The sequence below is a fragment of the Priestia sp. MDV22-iso46 genome (assembly GCF_058629175.1).
In genome coordinates, this window is record NZ_JBZVWT010000005.1 from 627 (window position 1) to 16,832 (window position 16,206).

Annotated in this window: 17 protein-coding genes; 16 read left to right on the top strand and 1 reads right to left on the bottom strand. The window is 36.7% G+C overall.

Annotated elements, in window-relative coordinates; genetic code table 11:
• The first annotated feature begins 508 nt into the window (after positions 1 to 508).
• The 3 genes from AC4NPH_RS22730 to AC4NPH_RS22740 are packed head-to-tail and all read left to right on the top strand — an operon-like array spanning position 509 to position 3,151.
• Positions 509 to 1,144: an HAD-IA family hydrolase gene (locus AC4NPH_RS22730; RefSeq protein ID WP_251623069.1), complete on the top strand. Its 636-nt coding sequence runs from the start codon at positions 509 to 511 to the stop codon at positions 1,142 to 1,144.
• A complete protein-coding gene (locus tag AC4NPH_RS22735) occupies positions 1,141 to 2,553 on the top strand; it encodes a sensor histidine kinase (RefSeq protein WP_491938930.1) in 1,413 nt (470 codons plus the stop codon). Before AC4NPH_RS22730 ends, AC4NPH_RS22735 begins: the two co-directional genes overlap by 4 nt.
• A complete protein-coding gene (locus AC4NPH_RS22740) occupies positions 2,522 to 3,151 on the top strand; it encodes a response regulator transcription factor (protein WP_491938931.1) in 630 nt (209 codons plus the stop codon). The genes AC4NPH_RS22735 and AC4NPH_RS22740 overlap by 32 nt, the downstream gene beginning before the upstream one ends.
• 155 nt (positions 3,152 to 3,306) lie before the next feature.
• On the opposite strand, the gene AC4NPH_RS22745 is transcribed toward AC4NPH_RS22740, so the two are convergent.
• Positions 3,307 to 3,726 (bottom strand): helix-turn-helix domain-containing protein, encoded by a 420-nt coding sequence (locus AC4NPH_RS22745; protein WP_182030597.1) that lies wholly within the window; start codon positions 3,724 to 3,726, stop codon positions 3,307 to 3,309.
• 59 nt (positions 3,727 to 3,785) lie between these two features.
• Here AC4NPH_RS22745 and AC4NPH_RS22750 point away from each other — a divergent pair, with 59 nt between their 5' ends.
• The 13 genes from AC4NPH_RS22750 (at position 3,786) to AC4NPH_RS22810 (ending at position 16,203) form a co-directional block, all read left to right on the top strand.
• Complete coding sequence (locus AC4NPH_RS22750) at positions 3,786 to 4,082, top strand: helix-turn-helix transcriptional regulator (RefSeq protein WP_491938932.1); 297 nt, start codon at positions 3,786 to 3,788, stop codon at positions 4,080 to 4,082.
• 37 nt (positions 4,083 to 4,119) lie between these two features.
• A complete protein-coding gene (locus tag AC4NPH_RS22755) occupies positions 4,120 to 4,368 on the top strand; it encodes a hypothetical protein (RefSeq protein WP_491938933.1) in 249 nt (82 codons plus the stop codon).
• A 482-nt stretch (positions 4,369 to 4,850) separates the two neighbouring features.
• On the top strand, positions 4,851 to 5,315 hold the full coding sequence (locus AC4NPH_RS22760) for a hypothetical protein (protein WP_491938934.1): 465 nt from the start codon (positions 4,851 to 4,853) through the stop codon (positions 5,313 to 5,315).
• Positions 5,316 to 5,343: 28 nt separating this feature from the next.
• Positions 5,344 to 5,592, top strand: a complete 249-nt coding sequence (locus AC4NPH_RS22765; protein ID WP_491938935.1) for a hypothetical protein — start codon at positions 5,344 to 5,346, stop codon at positions 5,590 to 5,592.
• Positions 5,593 to 5,613: 21 nt separating this feature from the next.
• The gene (locus AC4NPH_RS22770) at positions 5,614 to 5,919 is read left to right on the top strand and encodes a hypothetical protein (RefSeq protein WP_047933325.1); all 306 of its coding nucleotides are present in this window, start codon (positions 5,614 to 5,616) and stop codon (positions 5,917 to 5,919) included.
• Between the two features lie 67 nt (positions 5,920 to 5,986).
• The gene (locus tag AC4NPH_RS22775) at positions 5,987 to 7,114 is read left to right on the top strand and encodes a hypothetical protein (RefSeq protein ID WP_491938936.1); all 1,128 of its coding nucleotides are present in this window, start codon (positions 5,987 to 5,989) and stop codon (positions 7,112 to 7,114) included.
• 15 nt (positions 7,115 to 7,129) lie between these two features.
• Positions 7,130 to 7,639 (top strand): hypothetical protein, encoded by a 510-nt coding sequence (locus AC4NPH_RS22780; RefSeq protein ID WP_491938937.1) that lies wholly within the window; start codon positions 7,130 to 7,132, stop codon positions 7,637 to 7,639.
• Positions 7,629 to 10,211, top strand: a complete 2,583-nt coding sequence (locus tag AC4NPH_RS22785; protein WP_491938938.1) for a VirD4-like conjugal transfer protein, CD1115 family — start codon at positions 7,629 to 7,631, stop codon at positions 10,209 to 10,211. The genes AC4NPH_RS22780 and AC4NPH_RS22785 overlap by 11 nt, the downstream gene beginning before the upstream one ends.
• A gap of 20 nt (positions 10,212 to 10,231) precedes the next feature.
• On the top strand, positions 10,232 to 10,438 hold the full coding sequence (locus AC4NPH_RS22790) for a hypothetical protein (protein ID WP_029325363.1): 207 nt from the start codon (positions 10,232 to 10,234) through the stop codon (positions 10,436 to 10,438).
• A 23-nt stretch (positions 10,439 to 10,461) separates the two neighbouring features.
• Positions 10,462 to 13,194, top strand: coding sequence for a pLS20_p028 family conjugation system transmembrane protein (locus tag AC4NPH_RS22795; protein ID WP_491938939.1), 2,733 nt, complete (start codon positions 10,462 to 10,464; stop codon positions 13,192 to 13,194).
• A gap of 39 nt (positions 13,195 to 13,233) precedes the next feature.
• The gene (locus AC4NPH_RS22800; protein ID WP_097813629.1) at positions 13,234 to 13,524 is read left to right on the top strand and encodes a DUF5592 family protein; all 291 of its coding nucleotides are present in this window, start codon (positions 13,234 to 13,236) and stop codon (positions 13,522 to 13,524) included.
• Positions 13,525 to 13,537: 13 nt separating this feature from the next.
• Positions 13,538 to 14,251 (top strand): TraC-like domain-containing protein, encoded by a 714-nt coding sequence (locus AC4NPH_RS22805; protein WP_491938940.1) that lies wholly within the window; start codon positions 13,538 to 13,540, stop codon positions 14,249 to 14,251.
• Positions 14,252 to 14,268: 17 nt separating this feature from the next.
• Positions 14,269 to 16,203 carry a VirB4 family type IV secretion system protein gene (locus tag AC4NPH_RS22810; RefSeq protein ID WP_491938941.1) on the top strand — a complete coding sequence of 645 codons (1,935 nt, stop codon included), beginning with the start codon at positions 14,269 to 14,271 and terminating at the stop codon, positions 16,201 to 16,203.
• Positions 16,204 to 16,206 lie beyond the last annotated feature (3 nt).

Here is a 16,206-nt window from a genome sequence, read left to right on the forward strand (position 1 = left end):
AACATGATTCGGTAATCCTCAATCTTAATGTCGCCCTGCATCATGTCCGGGTAATAAAGAACGTGTCGATGGGCAACATGATTCGGTAATCCTCAATCTTAATGTCGCCCTGCATCATGTCCGGGTAATAAAGAACGTGTCGATGGGCAACACAACCTAGTAAACTGTTTTTTCATTACATTGATGCAGTTTCTATTAGAGAGAGCAAGTTTTATAGCTACAATTGTGATGTTTTTATTATTAATGAAAATATCCATGGGAATATTCTAAGAAAAATAGGATGTAAATATAGGGAAAATGTATCTTTTTTCGAATGGAAAATGTAATCAATTAAGAAGATTATGTATTTTAATTACAATAAATAGAATTTATACAGGAAATATTTAATTGGGTTAAATGTAAAATAAAGTAATTATGTTCTATTTGAAAGAGGTTAGAACTTTGATAGGATTAAGGAAACGAGTGTTCCGTAAAAAATTAATTAGTTAAATGAATTGGAAGTGTAGAGATGTTTAAAACAATAATTTGTGATTTTGATGGCACTATTGTAGATTCTGGTCAAGTTGTGTTTGATCTCTTTAATGAGTTTGCCGATAAGTATGACTACAAAAAAATTCCTCAAAGTGAAAGCGATCGAATTAGAGCATTGACTGTAAAAGAACGTTTCAAAGAATATGAGGTGTCCATATTAAAGGTTCCTATGCTTACTATGGATGTTGTTAAACGATACAAAAAATCAATCCCAACTTTAGAAGTAAATCAAGAAATGAAGCAGGTACTTAAAAATCTAAAAGAATTAGGAATTAAGCTTGTTATGATTTCAGCTAACTCTAAAGAAAATATCCAAAAGTTTTTGAAATTAAATGACATAGAATACTTTGATGAAATTATTCAGTCAAGTCGTTTTTTTGGAAGACATACTACAATGAATAGTTACATGAAAAAATATAACGTAGCCAAAGATGAAATTATCCTTATTGCCGATGAGCATCGTGATATTGTGGCTGCAAGAAAAAGTGAGATTCCAATAATATCTGTTACTTGGGGGTATGATTTAGAGGAACTTTTATCTAAAAGTAATCCTGATTTCTTAGTTAGAAGTCCATTAGAGATCATGGATATCGTTCGGAATGGTACTAAATGATTGCTCTATTTTTAATTAGTACAATATTTGCGATTATTAGTTATCGTTTCGATCCTAAATCACCATCTATACGATGGGGGGTTCTTGTACTAGTTTGTGCAGCATTTGCAGGACTCTCTAGAGCTACCATAGAGACTTTTCTTCCTACATTAGATAAGTTCAATATGGATTTTGCTTTATTAGATTCGCTTTTATATTACCTAAGAATTGCAACTGGCTTCATTTCTATTTACTTTTTTCCTTATGCCTTACTCATGTGGGCCATTACTTATAGTGACAAGTTCACTAAAAGATTTATCCAAATCTGTAAGTATCTTTTACCTATCCCGATTATTTTTATGCTCAAAACAACCGTGTATTACCCTGATATAATACCGGATTTTCGTTCTATGTTATATTGGGCAGTTCCTTATATTATTGCTGCCTGTTTAGTCCATATATACGCTTGGTATACAGAGAGTGATCCCAATAAGAAAAAGCAACGCATTACCACAATTTCTATTTCATTTCCTGTCATGTTATCAGCTTTAATTTTAAATTATATTGTAAGAGCAATAGACAATCATCACCAATATTGGCGCTATATGATTGTTTTTCTCGTATTAGCATTTTTTATTTTTTTATGGAAAGCTCTGAAAAAGGGTGCTGGATCTCTTAATGGAATTAAGCTACGTTACGAGAGAGAGGCTCATAAGAAGACTAGAGAAGCAATAAACAAAGGAACAGCATTATTAAACCATGCTATAAAGAATCAAATTTATAAAATTAATTCAAGCTTACAAACTATAAACGTAGATGAACTTAATCCATCTTCTCAAAATTCAATTGAAATTATAAATCGTAGTTCTAAACATTTGACAGAGATCATTGAGCGTATGCATAGCAAAACACAAGAGATAGAGATTATAAAAAGTCAGAATAACTTAAATAAGTTAGTAGATGAAAGCCTAGAAGATTTAGAATTGGATTTATGCAAGAAAAATATAAAGGTTAAAAAACTCTATTCATCAGAGAAAAACACTGTATATTGCGATCGTACACAGACCTACGAAGTATTTGTAAATATATTGAAAAACTCGATTGAAGCAGTTGACCATGGAGGAGAAATAAAGGTAACTATTTCATCTAAGAATAGTAAAAATATAATGGTTTCCTTTTCAGATAATGGAATGGGTATTCCATCAGAGAATTTGAAATATGTTACTGATCCTTTTTTTAGTACTAAGAAAAAAGGTGACTTAAATTATGGGTTGGGATTAAACCATTGCTTTGAAGTAATGTTTAACACTGGTGGAGACTTGAAAGTTAAAAGTAAGGTTGATGAAGGAACCACAATTAAATTAACTTTTCCAATACATTTAAAAAAGGGTGATGTTTATGAAAAATCCAATTCGAGTAGTACTAATTGAAGACGATCCAGATTGGCTTAACATAATGGAAAACCTAATTGGCAAGGAAGAAGATATGACTCTAGTAGGATGTGCTCAAACGCAAGAGGAAGGGATCACTCTTTCATACGCTTTAAACAATATAGATATTTTCCTTGTAGATATTAATTTGTCAGGGGTTAATCTTGATGGCATATATACAGCTCTAGAATTGAAACGTGAAAAAACATCAAAGGTAATAATGCTAACGTCTATGTCGGAGGAAGACATTATTCAAAAGGCATTTATGGCAGGAGCATCAGATTATATATTGAAGAAGGATGTACATCGCATACCAGAAATTATCCGTTCTAATTATAACAATGAATCTAGTCCAGTCGAAGCTGTATTAAAAGAATTTCGTCGTTTAAAATCTGAGGAGCAACTTAAAGATTTAACAAATGCAGAAAGAGAAGTTTTTGAATATATTGAAAAAGGATACTCGCGTAAGAAAATTACGCTAGAGACACATAAATCCGACAATACACTGAAAACACATTTTAAAAACATCTTCAAAAAATTATCGGTATCTAATACAAAAGATCTTATAGATAAAGTAAAAACTGGCGGCCTAAAGTGACTCGTTAAATTAACAAGTCGCTTTTTTTGTTTGCAAAATGGGTGATATTTCGTCACCCCTTGTCTAAAAAAGGGTGAAAAAACATCACCCCATTTCCAAAATAGGGTGATGAAAAATCACAGTATGCAAGTTTTCAGAACTTATATATCCTATATTTAGGAGTTGTTTAATACTGAATCAAATAATGCTGTTAAATGTTTCTTTTCCTGTGAATCTAAACGATTTAGTACCTTTAAGAGTGGAAAGTCATTAAGAACCAAGCTTTTCAACACTTGTATCTCTTCTGTAGATAGATTTTCTAATAATAAATGTGCTTGCTTATCTTCATGAGAGTTGTTTAGGTTTACTTTCTGCGTGTAATCAGAAGGCAAGATATCATATAGGCTAATTCCTAATACATCACAGATATTTAGCATTGATTCAAATGTGCCAAATCTTGTTCCTCGTTCAATAGCACTAATAGTGGCTTGTGAGGTATTAGATAACTTGCCTAATTCAGCAGTAGTTATACGACGAACCTTTCGGTACTCTTTGATCTTTAATCCTATATATTCTTTAAGTTCCTCTATAGTCATATTATCTATCTACTTTCATTTAAGTTTTATTATTAATTTTATCAGAAAAGAAAGTTGTTGTGAAATATTCGTTTAAGAGTAACTTTTTACAAAAAACTCTTTACGATTTATTTGTTAACGATTATTATGTAATTAAGGAGGTGCTGGAAATAAAGACCATACGAGAAAAGAGGTTAGAAAAGAAATGGAGCCAAACTTATTTAGCTCAGTTATCAGGAGTCCCGCAACCCACTATTTCTCAAATTGAAAATGGGACTCGTCAATATCCAACGTTTGAAAATATGAAGAAAATCGCAGAAGCACTGGATCTTAGATTAGAAGATATTTTCTTACCAGGTCAGAAGAATATGAACTAAGTTTTTAAATACTTAACAGCTTAAAGGGGCGATGAACATGGAAGCACAAAAGCGACTAGCATTCTATGATATATCAGATGCACGAGCGAAAAGTGCCAAAACCTTTGATGGAAAGTTGTATACGTTAAAAGGAGGGGTAGCTGTAGAAAAAGGAACGGGCAATATCAAACGTGTAGCAGATATTTATTATGAAGTACGCTCAGTAATGGATCAGGCTCATACCATCGTCGCCAAGCGCAGAAAAAAAGATGAGGAATTGAAGGAAGTTCTACAAAAGACCTGCTAGTTCTTAGATGCAGCATACAAGCGATTTTGAAACGTGCCGAGAGCACGAGAAGTGGTTCCTTGATAATTTTATATTGCGTGCCTCCCCTAAACGGATCACAAGGGGGTTAAGGTATACGATAACGATAAGGTTCGATGAGTGCGTCCTAAAACTCATCGGTGATCTAGCAACAAAACAGTGACGGTATATCCATGATCTGTGAAGGGTTTCGTCGTGAGGGTCACTCCGAAGAAGCGACAAGACTCCAAACAGTAGATATACGAGGTTCTTCGTACATGCCGAAAACGTTGTGCATTATTGGGCTTAGTGAAAACTATGCATGCCAATATAGGGTTTGCCCTTCCAGCCAGAAACGGGTATATATTTCCTTTCATAGCCTTGAAAAGACAGAGATGATCGCTAAACCTGTGGTAAAATATGACTCTCGGTAGGTTTCAGAATCGTTTGTTATGTCTGAATATTAAGAACAAAGGAGAATGGTTATGAAAAACAAAAAATGGTTACTTTCTGCGGTTGCAGGGATCGTTGTGGCTTTAGGAATAGGCACAGCGTTTGTCTCTTCCTACAATTCAAGTGAAGTGAAAGGAAATGGTGAACTAGAAGAATTACATCCTCTAGAAATGAAAAAATTTATGAAGGAAGATGGTACAGGATTCGTGATGTATTCCTTTGACAAGAATAACCGAAGTGTATACATGAACGAAGTTAAAAATGCCCTAGAAAAAAACGATGTAGATGGAAAAGAACTTAACAGTTATGATCCACAATTTGATGGTACAAAAAGTCAAAGTGATTACGGTGTAACTCAAAAAACGGATACCTTAGCTGCTTATAAGAATGGTAAATTAAAACAACAAATTAAACTAGATGAATATAATCCATCACAGTTAGAAACAGAACTTTCTCATTTTATTGAAACATCCAAAGAACTGTATTTCGAAAAATAAGAGGTAAGCTTTGAAAGGTGGTGGTATCTTGACGATCTCCCAAAAGGAATTAAAGAAATCCAAAGACCTCGTGGAAAAGTTGCTAAAAGTGAATGGAAACAAATACAATGACTGGCTACACCAACAACACCAACAGTTTATTGAAGAAAATCAAGATTTAATTCTTCAAGCATTAAGTGCTTTTACAGGTGAAGAAGAGGAGGAAGAAAAAAACGAACCAAAAGCAGCTGAACAAGTTCCTGTAAGACCACAAAGTATTCCCGTAACGCAAAATTAACGAAAAAGAGGAGTGAAACACATGTTAGATTTATTGAATAGCGTTGATGTGACGCAGTTAACTTCGCATTTAACCTTGGGGGCGGCAGATGGCATGAATGGCCTCATCGAAAGTGGAAAGTCTATTATCAAATGGATGCAGCGTATTGCGATGGTTGCGGCAGCTCTTGCCTTTTGTGTAGGTGGATATCACTTAATCTTAGGTGGAGAACGAGGTCGTCATAAATGTATCGCTTGGTTTGTTGGAGGCGCAGTTGGGTTAGTGGTTGTCATGGGTGCTTATGCATTAGCTGAAGGTGTCAATACAAATATCCGATTCGGAAGTTAAGAAAGCTATACAGTCGATTGTATAGCTTTTTTCTATGCTCATTTTTAGACGAAAGGAATGGAGAAACATGCTGTCTGTCATGTTTATAAAAAGTGAGACAAAAGAATTAAAGCCATTTCAAAAATTATCGATTCCAGAAGCATGCGAGATAACAGAAACAGTAGAAACACAGTATCAACGTACTAGAAAAAAGACTCATGCGGATTTTTTTATCCTCGATGAAGAGGATCATGAGGTATATGCAGGGACATTATCCATTGGATCAGGTCTTGCTCGTCATGTAGTCGATCATATCAAGAAAAAGTTAGACAGTTTAAAAATGGATGATATACAGGAAGCTCGAAAGAGAAGTTTTCTTGAACAATTGGAAAAGGAAGTACCGGACCATCTGAAAACAACAGATGGTTCCTTTTCTTTATTAGAAGAAGAAACAGAAGATCATATGCAAACGACTCAAACACCTGTTATTTCTACTCGTAATCGGAGGTTGATCTATGGAGGAGGGATTTTATCCCTTCTTATCCTTTCAGCAACGTGTTTTTCGACGTTAGCTACTTCTCAAGATCGAGCTGAAACCATTCAAGATTTACAAAAACAAGTCAAACTCGAACAAAAAATAACAGGGACCTATGAAAGAGCGCTCTTAGGGGATTCAGAAGGTGTTTTAAAACGGCTTTCCTCTATTGATGAACAAAGCCTCACGAAAGAACAGAAAAACGTTTATATGAGCCTTCTCGTCGATCAAAAAAAGTATGAGAAGGCTGTTAAACTTCAGGGAGACCATCCAGAAGTAGTGGAAAGCATGATTTCAAAGAAGGGAGATGTTCATGCGTTAAAAGAGTTTCAACAAACATTTCCTTCGCCAAATGGAGCCTTTGATCTTGCCTATCACGAACAACGATGGGAAGATATGATGCGTCAATCAGGAGTAGAAATGACCGATAAACGATATGAAATGAAGGCTTATGGATATCTGAAGCTAGATAAAGTAAAGGAGGCCAAAGAAGCAGCAGCACATATTCAAAGCCAAGACTTGAATCAAAAAATAGAAACCTATGAAAAAATGAAAAAAGATATAGAAGAAACGAAAAAACAAGTGGAGGAAGAGAACAAGAAAGACAAAAAAGATGAAAACAAAATCAAGTCGTTAACGGATCAACAAAAGAAACAAGAAGAAGCTTTAAAGAATTTATAAGAAAGGATGGATAGGGTGTATACAAAAACAAAAGTGAAAAACCAGAAGCAAGCCTTGGTCGTAGGGGTTGAGTACTATGAAGAAGATTTATTCCTGGAAATTGAATTAGGCAGCTTTTACACCACTCAACTTCATGCCCAACGCATTGCGAACAGTGTTCATAATGTCATTCTTTTAGAGAATCAGATTGTCATGATCTTTAAAAATGCTGATTCGATCACTCTTACAGACGATTTTTTGACATATGCGTTCAAGTTTCGATTATGCACGAAACCAACGATGCCACCTCTAGATATCTCCAAGCTTACTCAACAAGAAAAAGACGACTTAGTTTGTAATGAAGCCTATGTAATAACCGAAGAGGATATGAAAGAGGTACAATGGGACATTAACACGGCTTTTCGTTACCTTCAACACAAGTATGAGGCAAGAGATCAAACGTTCTTTTCTCTTTCATCGAGTGCCTACTATGTCATTCCTACTTCTGAAGAGATTGACCAGGAGCGAATAAGAAATGCAACCTAATAAATCCATCAAATATGTGGTCGCTGAAAAACAAGTACTTATTCCTTTAAGTGCTTGTTTTTTTGTGTCTATTCTACTCATCTTAAATTTTCTGTTTAACATGATGCGTAACCTTGTTCAAACAACGTTTAGTGATGTGTTTGAACCGCAGCCATTTCATTTGGACACATCCTTTTTGACAGAGATCCATCTTCAACAGTACATGCCTTTATATGGAGCGATGTCTCTAGTGGCTGCCTTATTAACGGCCAAATTTGCTTATAATATTCGATCCAACTTCAAAGATTTAAACCATAATCAAAAAGGGTCGGGGCGCTTTACAACAAGACGCGAATTGAAAAAACAATATCGAAAAGTACCTGAAAAAACGACAACCTATCAAGGTGGAGGTGGGGTTCCTGTTTCTCGTATTCAAACGTATGATCTGATTCAAACATGGAAAGAGTATAAAGCTTTAAAGGGAATACAGAAGCTTCTCCACACACATCGATTCTTTACGAAGAAAAGCTACATGCTAATTGATGACACACCCGTTAATAATTTGATCATTGGGATTACACGATCAGGGAAAGGGGAGACGTTTGTTTTTCCAACGATTGATATCTACTCACGAGCTGAAAAACAACCTTCCCTAGTCTGCAATGATCCCAAGGGGGAATTGCTCGCAGCTTCTAAAAACACGCTAGAAGAAAGAGGCTATCATGTTGAAGTGCTAAACTTACTCAATCCATTAGAATCAATGAGTTATAATCTGTTGGAAATGATCAAAGAAACGTATAAGGATGGGGATTATTCAACAGCTCAGGCTTTATGTAATACGTTATCCTATACGCTTTACTACAATCCAAATGCCAAAGATCCGTTCTGGCAACAATGTGCTATGAGTTTATGTAACGCCATGATTCTAGCTGTAACAGATAAGTGTATTAAAGAAAAAGAAGAGAATAAAATCACCATGTACACAGTGGCGAATATGTTGTCAGAGTTAGGCTCGAAAGAGGTTGTGATTAATAAAAAAGGAGATACCCAAAATGCGTTAGATTTGTACTTTGATGGGCTGCCAACAGAGAGTGTCGCCAAAATGCAGTATGCGACTTCAAATTTCTCAAAAGGTACGACAAGAGGCGGGATCTTCACCCAAACGATGAATGGACTATCCATTTTTACGTTTGACGAAATTGCCAAGATGACTTCTAAAAATAGCGTCGATTTAAAACGTGTGGGCTTTGGAAAAACCATCAAAGGAAAAGCAGCACCCCTTACTCGCTTAGAAATCATCTTTCCAGATGGTCAAAAAGAAACGATTAAAACCGATGCCAAAGGGTTATTCGAGGTCAACTTTACGAGCGAAATAAAGCAGAATGATGAAATTATTCTAACTGAAAAGTTGAGTGATAAAATTGTTACTTCATCGAGGCTTGAAACCGTTATATCGATTAATAGGATCACAAAAGAAACAGGAGCTACAACGTTTACAGTAGAGAAGCAACATCCAAGTATTCATGTAAAGGAAGTGACGTATTTTACAAAACCAATCGCCATTTTTATGGTCACACCAGATTATGATTCAAGTAACCATGTAATAGCCTCTATTTTTGTTCGGCAGTTATATTATGTGCTTTCTAAAAATGCTTCATTGGCACGAGGAAACAAGTGTCATCGAGAAGTAGTGGTGTTGTTAGACGAATTTGGCAACATGCCGGCAATCGAGGGAATGTCCAACATTATCACAGTTTGTTTAGGACGAAATATACGTTTTAACTTAGTGATTCAAGCCTATGCACAACTAAAAAATAAATATGGAAATGATGCTGAAACGATTGAAGGGAACTGTGGGAATACGATTTATATTTTAAGCAATAACTATGAAACAGCGAAGACCATTTCACAAAAATTAGGGGACGGTACCATCAATTCTACCTCTCGAAGTGGGAAAGGATTATCAACGGATAAAAGTAAAACAGAGGGGGTTGATGGAAAACCATTATTAACACCAAATGAGTTAATGGAACTTAAAGAAGGAGAAAGTGTGGTTGTACGTGTTGTAAAACGTCAAGATAAAGCACGTCAGAGAATTAAAGCACATCCCATCTATAACACTGGAAAAACAGCGTTGAAATACCGTTGGGAATACCTCGGAGAGGACTTTGACACGGATCGTTCGATTCTAGATATTGATATTTCGTCTTTACATGAACAAGTCAATCCAAGATCCTTGGTGATTCATAATTTCTTTCCTTTTCAATCACAAGCTCCATCGGTGGAAAAAGAAGAGGAACTAGCCAACGATTCGTTTACTCCTCTAACGTATGAGAACTATAAAACTAAGACAGTCAAAGAGTTTTTCGGTGGAGATAAAAACGTTTCTACTGCTTTAAAAGTACACTTACCAAAAGCAATGAATAAAACGGTGGAAGAGATTGAGCAACAGTCCATGAGTGATTTTGAAGAGGAATTAAATATGCTAGGAGTTAGTGACCAATTGAATAAAAATGTCTACCAACTTCTTCAAACGAAAATAAATACCATTATTAGAAATTTGAAACATGAGATGGAAAAACAAGAAGCCTAATATCAAAAGGGGGAGAAAGAATGACAAGTATTTCAAAGGAATTAGAGCGTATTTTAGAGGACTATGCACCGATTGTGAAGGAAGGACACCAAGTGTTAATTGGCTTGCTAGATGGCACTATCCACTTGGAAAAAGGGCAGGAAGGAGAAGCACCTGTACAAATTCGTGTTTCTCCTCTGGATGAACGATTAGAGATAACTGTTGATACATTGTTTCAAGGCATGTAATACCTTCGTAAGGAGATGAGCAGATGAAGGATAAAGAAATTCTTAAAAAGCTACATGAGTTTTCAGATTACTTAGATGTTGGAAATATCCTCAGCTATTTGTTACGAAAATTAGGGTGGGCATGTATTCAACTTCTTTCTTTTTTAGTGGATGGATTAGAAGGGATTACTGATAATGTATTAGGAGTTAAAGCGTTTTTTAATTCACCCGAAATTCAAGACTTTATTACGAAGCTTCAACCCTTTTTATATGTGTTACTGGCTTTTTCCTTTCTGTATATCGGCTATATGTTGATTATTCAGAAGAAAGTCAATCGTGAACAGATTATGATTAACATTTTTATTTCGATGGCAGTCTTACTTTTATTAAACACAAGTATGTTAAAGGCAGATAAATTCACCGATCAAGCCATTGAAGCCGTTGATTTGAATGAAAAAGGCACGGTGAGTGAAAAGATTATTAAAAGTAATATAACAGATGTAGCGCAGTTCGATCTTACGAAGTGGAAGAGTCCAAAATTAAAAGAATCGAATAAAGTGCCACAAAAAAATATTATGATGATTGATATTACAGAAAAAATTGATAAGGATTTTGAGGTTAGCAAAGGAAAAGATTTAAGTAATGATAGTAAGAAGATATTAGAAAGCAAAACAGCAATTGCACCAGATGGAAAAGAGGGATTAGTTGAATTAGACAATGGATGGTTTGATTTCTTTCCAGAACTTTATTATCGATGGTCATGGAACTTCTGGACGATTGCCATTTCTCTTTTTGTTATAGGAATGACCTTGTTATTTACCTCTATTAAATTAGCAAAACTATGTTACGAGCTAGGATTCAATGCGATTCTAGCCCAATTAGTTGCGCCTGCGGATGTAGCAGATGGGCAGAAGTTAAAAGCCGTTCTGAAAAACATCCTAAATACATTTCTCGTCACGATTATGATCTTTATATCCATGAAGGTTTATCTAATGGGAACGGTTTTTATTAGCGATAAGCTAGAAGGTATTCCGTATCTTATCGCATTGATCGCCTTTAGTATTGCCGTTGTAGATGGGCCTGTAATGTGTGAACGTCTCTTTGGTATCGATGCTGGCCTCAGAAGTGGTTGGGGCGCTGTAGCAGGGGGCTTTGCGATGGCAAAAGGACTTGAAAGTAGTATTGGCATGATGGGCAGAACCTTAAAAGGAGGAGCCAATCTCGCAAAAGGTGTTGGTAATGTAGGAAAAGGCATGACTGGTGGCGCTCTTCAGACAGCAGCAGGAGTTGGAGGTTTTGGTAAAGGGTTAGCTACACAAGGAAATAAAGAAAAACAACCAGCTCTGCATGAAGAAATGAAAAAGGCAGGAATGGCAGGTGAGAAAGGAAACGCTGCCTCTAAAGGTCAAAACGCAGGAAATGAGAAGAAAGCTCAACAACAGGGATTATCTTCTACTGAAAAACAAGAAGGGGGCAAAAATACTGAAGGGAATTCGTCAGAAGGGAAAGGAGCAGGTCAAGGAACATCATTACAAGATGAAATGCAAGCAGCAGGTGTTTCGACTGATAGTCAGGGGTCAAGTTCCTCTGTAGAAGGTGGGAATACTTCTCTACATGATGAAATGCAAGCTTCTGGTCATAGTGAAAGCACAAGTGAAGGTACTGGATCTTCTGTAGAAGGTGGAAGTGCTTCACTTCATGATGAAATGCAAGCTTCTGATCAAAGTGAAAGGGCAAGTGAAGGTACTGGATCTTCTGTAGAAAGTGTAAGTGCTTCTCTACATGACGAAATGCAAGCTTCTGGTTATGCTGAAGGCGCAAATGAAGGCACTGGATCTTCTGTAGGAAAGGCAAGTACTTCTCTCCATGATGAAATGCAGGCTTCTGGTCATAGTGGAAGTACAAATGGAGGCAGCTCTTCTGTAGGAAAGGCAAGTACTCCTCTACATGGTGAAATGCAGGCTTCTGGTCATAGTGGAAGTACAAATGGAGGCAGCTCCCCTGTAGGGAAGGCAAGTGCTTCTCTACATGATGAAATGCAGGCTTCTGGTCATAGTGGAAGTACAAACGGAGGCAGCTCTTCTGTAGGAAAGGCAAGTACTCCTCTACATGGTGAAATGCAAGCTTCTGGTCATAGTGGAAGTACAAATGGAGGCAGCTCCTCTGTAGGAAGTGTGAGTACACCTGTTCATGAAGAAATTCAAACTTCCGGTTACGGCGGAAGTACAAGTGAAGGCGGATCTTCTGTAGGAAATGTGAGTACACCTGTTCATGAAGAAATTCAAACTTCCGGTTACGGCGGAAGTACAAGTGAAGGTAGCTCTTCTATAGGAAATGTGAGTACACCTGTTCATGAAGAAATTCAAACTTCTGGTTACGGCGGAAGTACAAGTGAAGGTGGATCTTCTGTAGAAAGTGTAAGTTATCCTACACCAACAAGAGAACCGTCTGTTTCCATACCGACAGGGATGGATCAAGCCCAAGCACAAGTGGCAGCTACACAGGAACCTCGCCAAGGAAAACAACCAATTGAAAAAGACACAGTTCCTGCTTCAACAGACGATATTCCAATGCCAGATCAGAACCGGATAGAAACACGCAATATTGCACAAGTGGTAAAAGATAACTTTAAGGGAGGGGTAGGAAAGGTAAAAGAACGTATTGATAATTCGCAAACAATCCACAAAACAAAACGTTCTTATCAAATTGGACGAAATACAGGGCGAGATTTACGAAATCTTGGATCAAAGAAACGAAATAAACCAAAAGAGAAGTAACAAGCGTTACTTCTCTTTTTTATAGGGAGGAGAAGAATCATGGCAAACTATAACATTCCGAAAGAAATCTCGACGGAATTAAAGATTAATAAATCACTTTATCTCTTCGATTTGTTGTTCATTATTGGCTTACTTATGGTCACGATGATGTTACGTTTTTTTATTCATCCTACACTTCAAATTCCCTTTTATATCTTCATGGGCATATTTGGGCTATTGATGATCGTTAGACCAAGTACGAACCCTAAAAAACGGATGTATGAGGCGTTATTGCTTACATTGGTACGAAAGAAGAGCACGTATTGTGCGATAGATCGGGATCAAGAATAAAGGAGGGTAATAGATGGCATTATTTGATGAAAGAATCCTAGAAAAAGAGAAACCTATTTTAAAAGAAAAAAAGACAAGTAACTCCCTTCTCTTTGATGAAAAGGAACTGGATAAACAGATCGCTCGTACAAAGAAAAAGAATCCTTTTTCTCTGTTACAACTTCCAAAGGCTGAAAAGGAAAAAAAGAAAGAGAAATTACCGGAGGTAAAGAAAAGTGTAGCTGACATTATTCCCATTATCGATCAAACAGATAGTGGATTATTTCAGCTAAAAGATGAGGGAGGCTTTTTTGGCATCTGGCAGCTTCAAAGTACCGATATCAATGCCATGCATGACCAAGAGGCAGGACGCAATATTTATACACTGGCTAAAACATACCAGGGCGACAAAGATCCTTTTAAAATCATCTCATTAAACTTGCCCGTTTCAACCCAAAAGCAACAACAGTATCTTGAAAAGAAGATTCGAGAGGCCGACAATGCGTTATCACTTCGATTCTTACGAAAAAAGTTAAAAGAACTTCAATATTTAGAATGGGGGCGAACCAATCGAGAATACTTTCTTTTCCTATATGGACCGACTGAACTCGCTGTAAAAGAGCGAAAAGACCAATTTATGCGAGATATTCAACTGGCTATCCCTCTGTTACCTGTTTCGGATGAAAAACAAATGAACCTTCTTTACAAACTCTACAATCAAAACGCCAAGCTTGGTAATAAACAATAAGAAAGGATGATAAAACCATGATAACTTTACCTTTTCGTAAAAAAGAGAAAACACCTCAAGAAATCAAGCAGAAAAAAGGATACAATCCCTATTTTGTGGCACAGATTCAACCACAAGGAGGCGTGAGCTTTAAAGAAAACCTTATTCGAAACGGGGATGGATATTCGACTTGTATTCATATTTATGAGTACCCAACGAACGTGAATGATTTTTGGCTGGAACCGATCATGAATATGCCAAATGCCATTACAACCCTAGATGTAGTAAGCGATGAGCGAAAACAAGTCGTAGAAGCGATCAATAAAAATATGTCCGAACAAAATGCACGGCATGTGAATGCCAAAGAAAACATTGATCGTATGGATGCCCAAGAACAGTATTTAGATATGAAAGAGCTATACCGTCAAGTCACAAATGGTGAAGTAATCAAACGGATACACCTTCGCATTTATATTGCAGAAAAAACGATTCCTGACTTAGAAAAGCGATTAAAAGAAGTCATTCATCATCTGGAAACCCATAACTTCAGAGGATCCATTTTCTTAAATGAACAAGAGTATGAGTGGGAATCGTTAGTGACGCATTTTGACATACAAAAGAAATACCCTAATAAGCGAAAAGGAAAGGAAATCCCCGCATTAGCACTAGCCGGAGGGTTTCCTTTTCATTTTACTCACTTAGATGATCCATACGGCACATATCAAGGAACAACTCGTACAGGTGGCAGCGTCATCTTTGATTTGTTTCACAAAGACCAACAACGAAAAAGTTATAATGCGGTGTTGATGGGTTTAATGGGCGCAGGTAAGTCCACGTTTTTAAAGAAAGTCACGACAGATAATGCGATTAAAGGCTATAAGATTCGAGGCTTTGATATCGTTGGAGAGTTTGAAAGTCTCGTCAGAGAGTTAGGAGGTAAACAGATTGCGCTAGATGGATCAGAAGGGCAAATTAATCCCTTACAGGTATTTAAAACACATGAACATGAGCTTAATAGCTTTACACAGCACCTATCTAAATTAACTGTTTTCTATCGCTTTATCGCACCAGAAGCAAAAGACGATGAGTTAAAAGAGTACGAAAAGCTACTTCGTAAACTCTATATCCAAAAGCAGTTATGGAACGATGAAAAAGGCGCAATTAACTACATCACAGGGCTTTCACCAGAAGCTTACCCAACCTTTAGTGAGTTTTTACAGCTTATTCGCCAAGAGTTATATGCAGATGAGAAAACACGAGAACACCATTCGAACCTAGGAGAGTATCGGAAACGTCGTCTTGAAGTTATTGAGCTTAACATTGAAAACTTGGTTGAAACGTACGCTCATTTGTTTGATGGCATTTCAACCATTGAAGATTTTAATGACGAACAAGTCGTATTCTTCTCAATCCGCCATTTATCGAAATTAAAAGATGAAATTGCACAAGCACAGCTTTTCAACGTCATGAGTTTATTATGGGATGGCATGCTGCAAAATGGTGAACCTCAACTAGATGCCTATACAGAAGGGACATTAGCCTTTGAAGATGCCATTCGCTACTTAATCGTGATCGATGAGGCTCATCACATCGTGAACACGAAAAGGGGGAATGAGCATGCCTTAGATTTCCTAACAGAGTTTAGTCGAGAAGCACGTAAATACTTCGCAGGTTTGATTTACGCAAGTCATTTAATTAGTGACTTTGTGCCAGATGGTTCGGAACAAACAGCGATTGAAAAAATTAAAAAGCTTTTTGACTTAACACAATATAAATTCATCATGCAGCAGGATGATAACAACTTAGATACCATTCAGCGAGTGTTTAAAACAGGGATTACAGATAGTGAATTGGCTGAGATCCCGAAGCTACCAATTGGGGATGTGCTCCTTTGTATTAAGTCTGTAAAAAACATTCTCTTTCATATTGAAATCGATGAGGAAGAAAAAGTGCTGTACGGTGGAGGTGCATAAGCC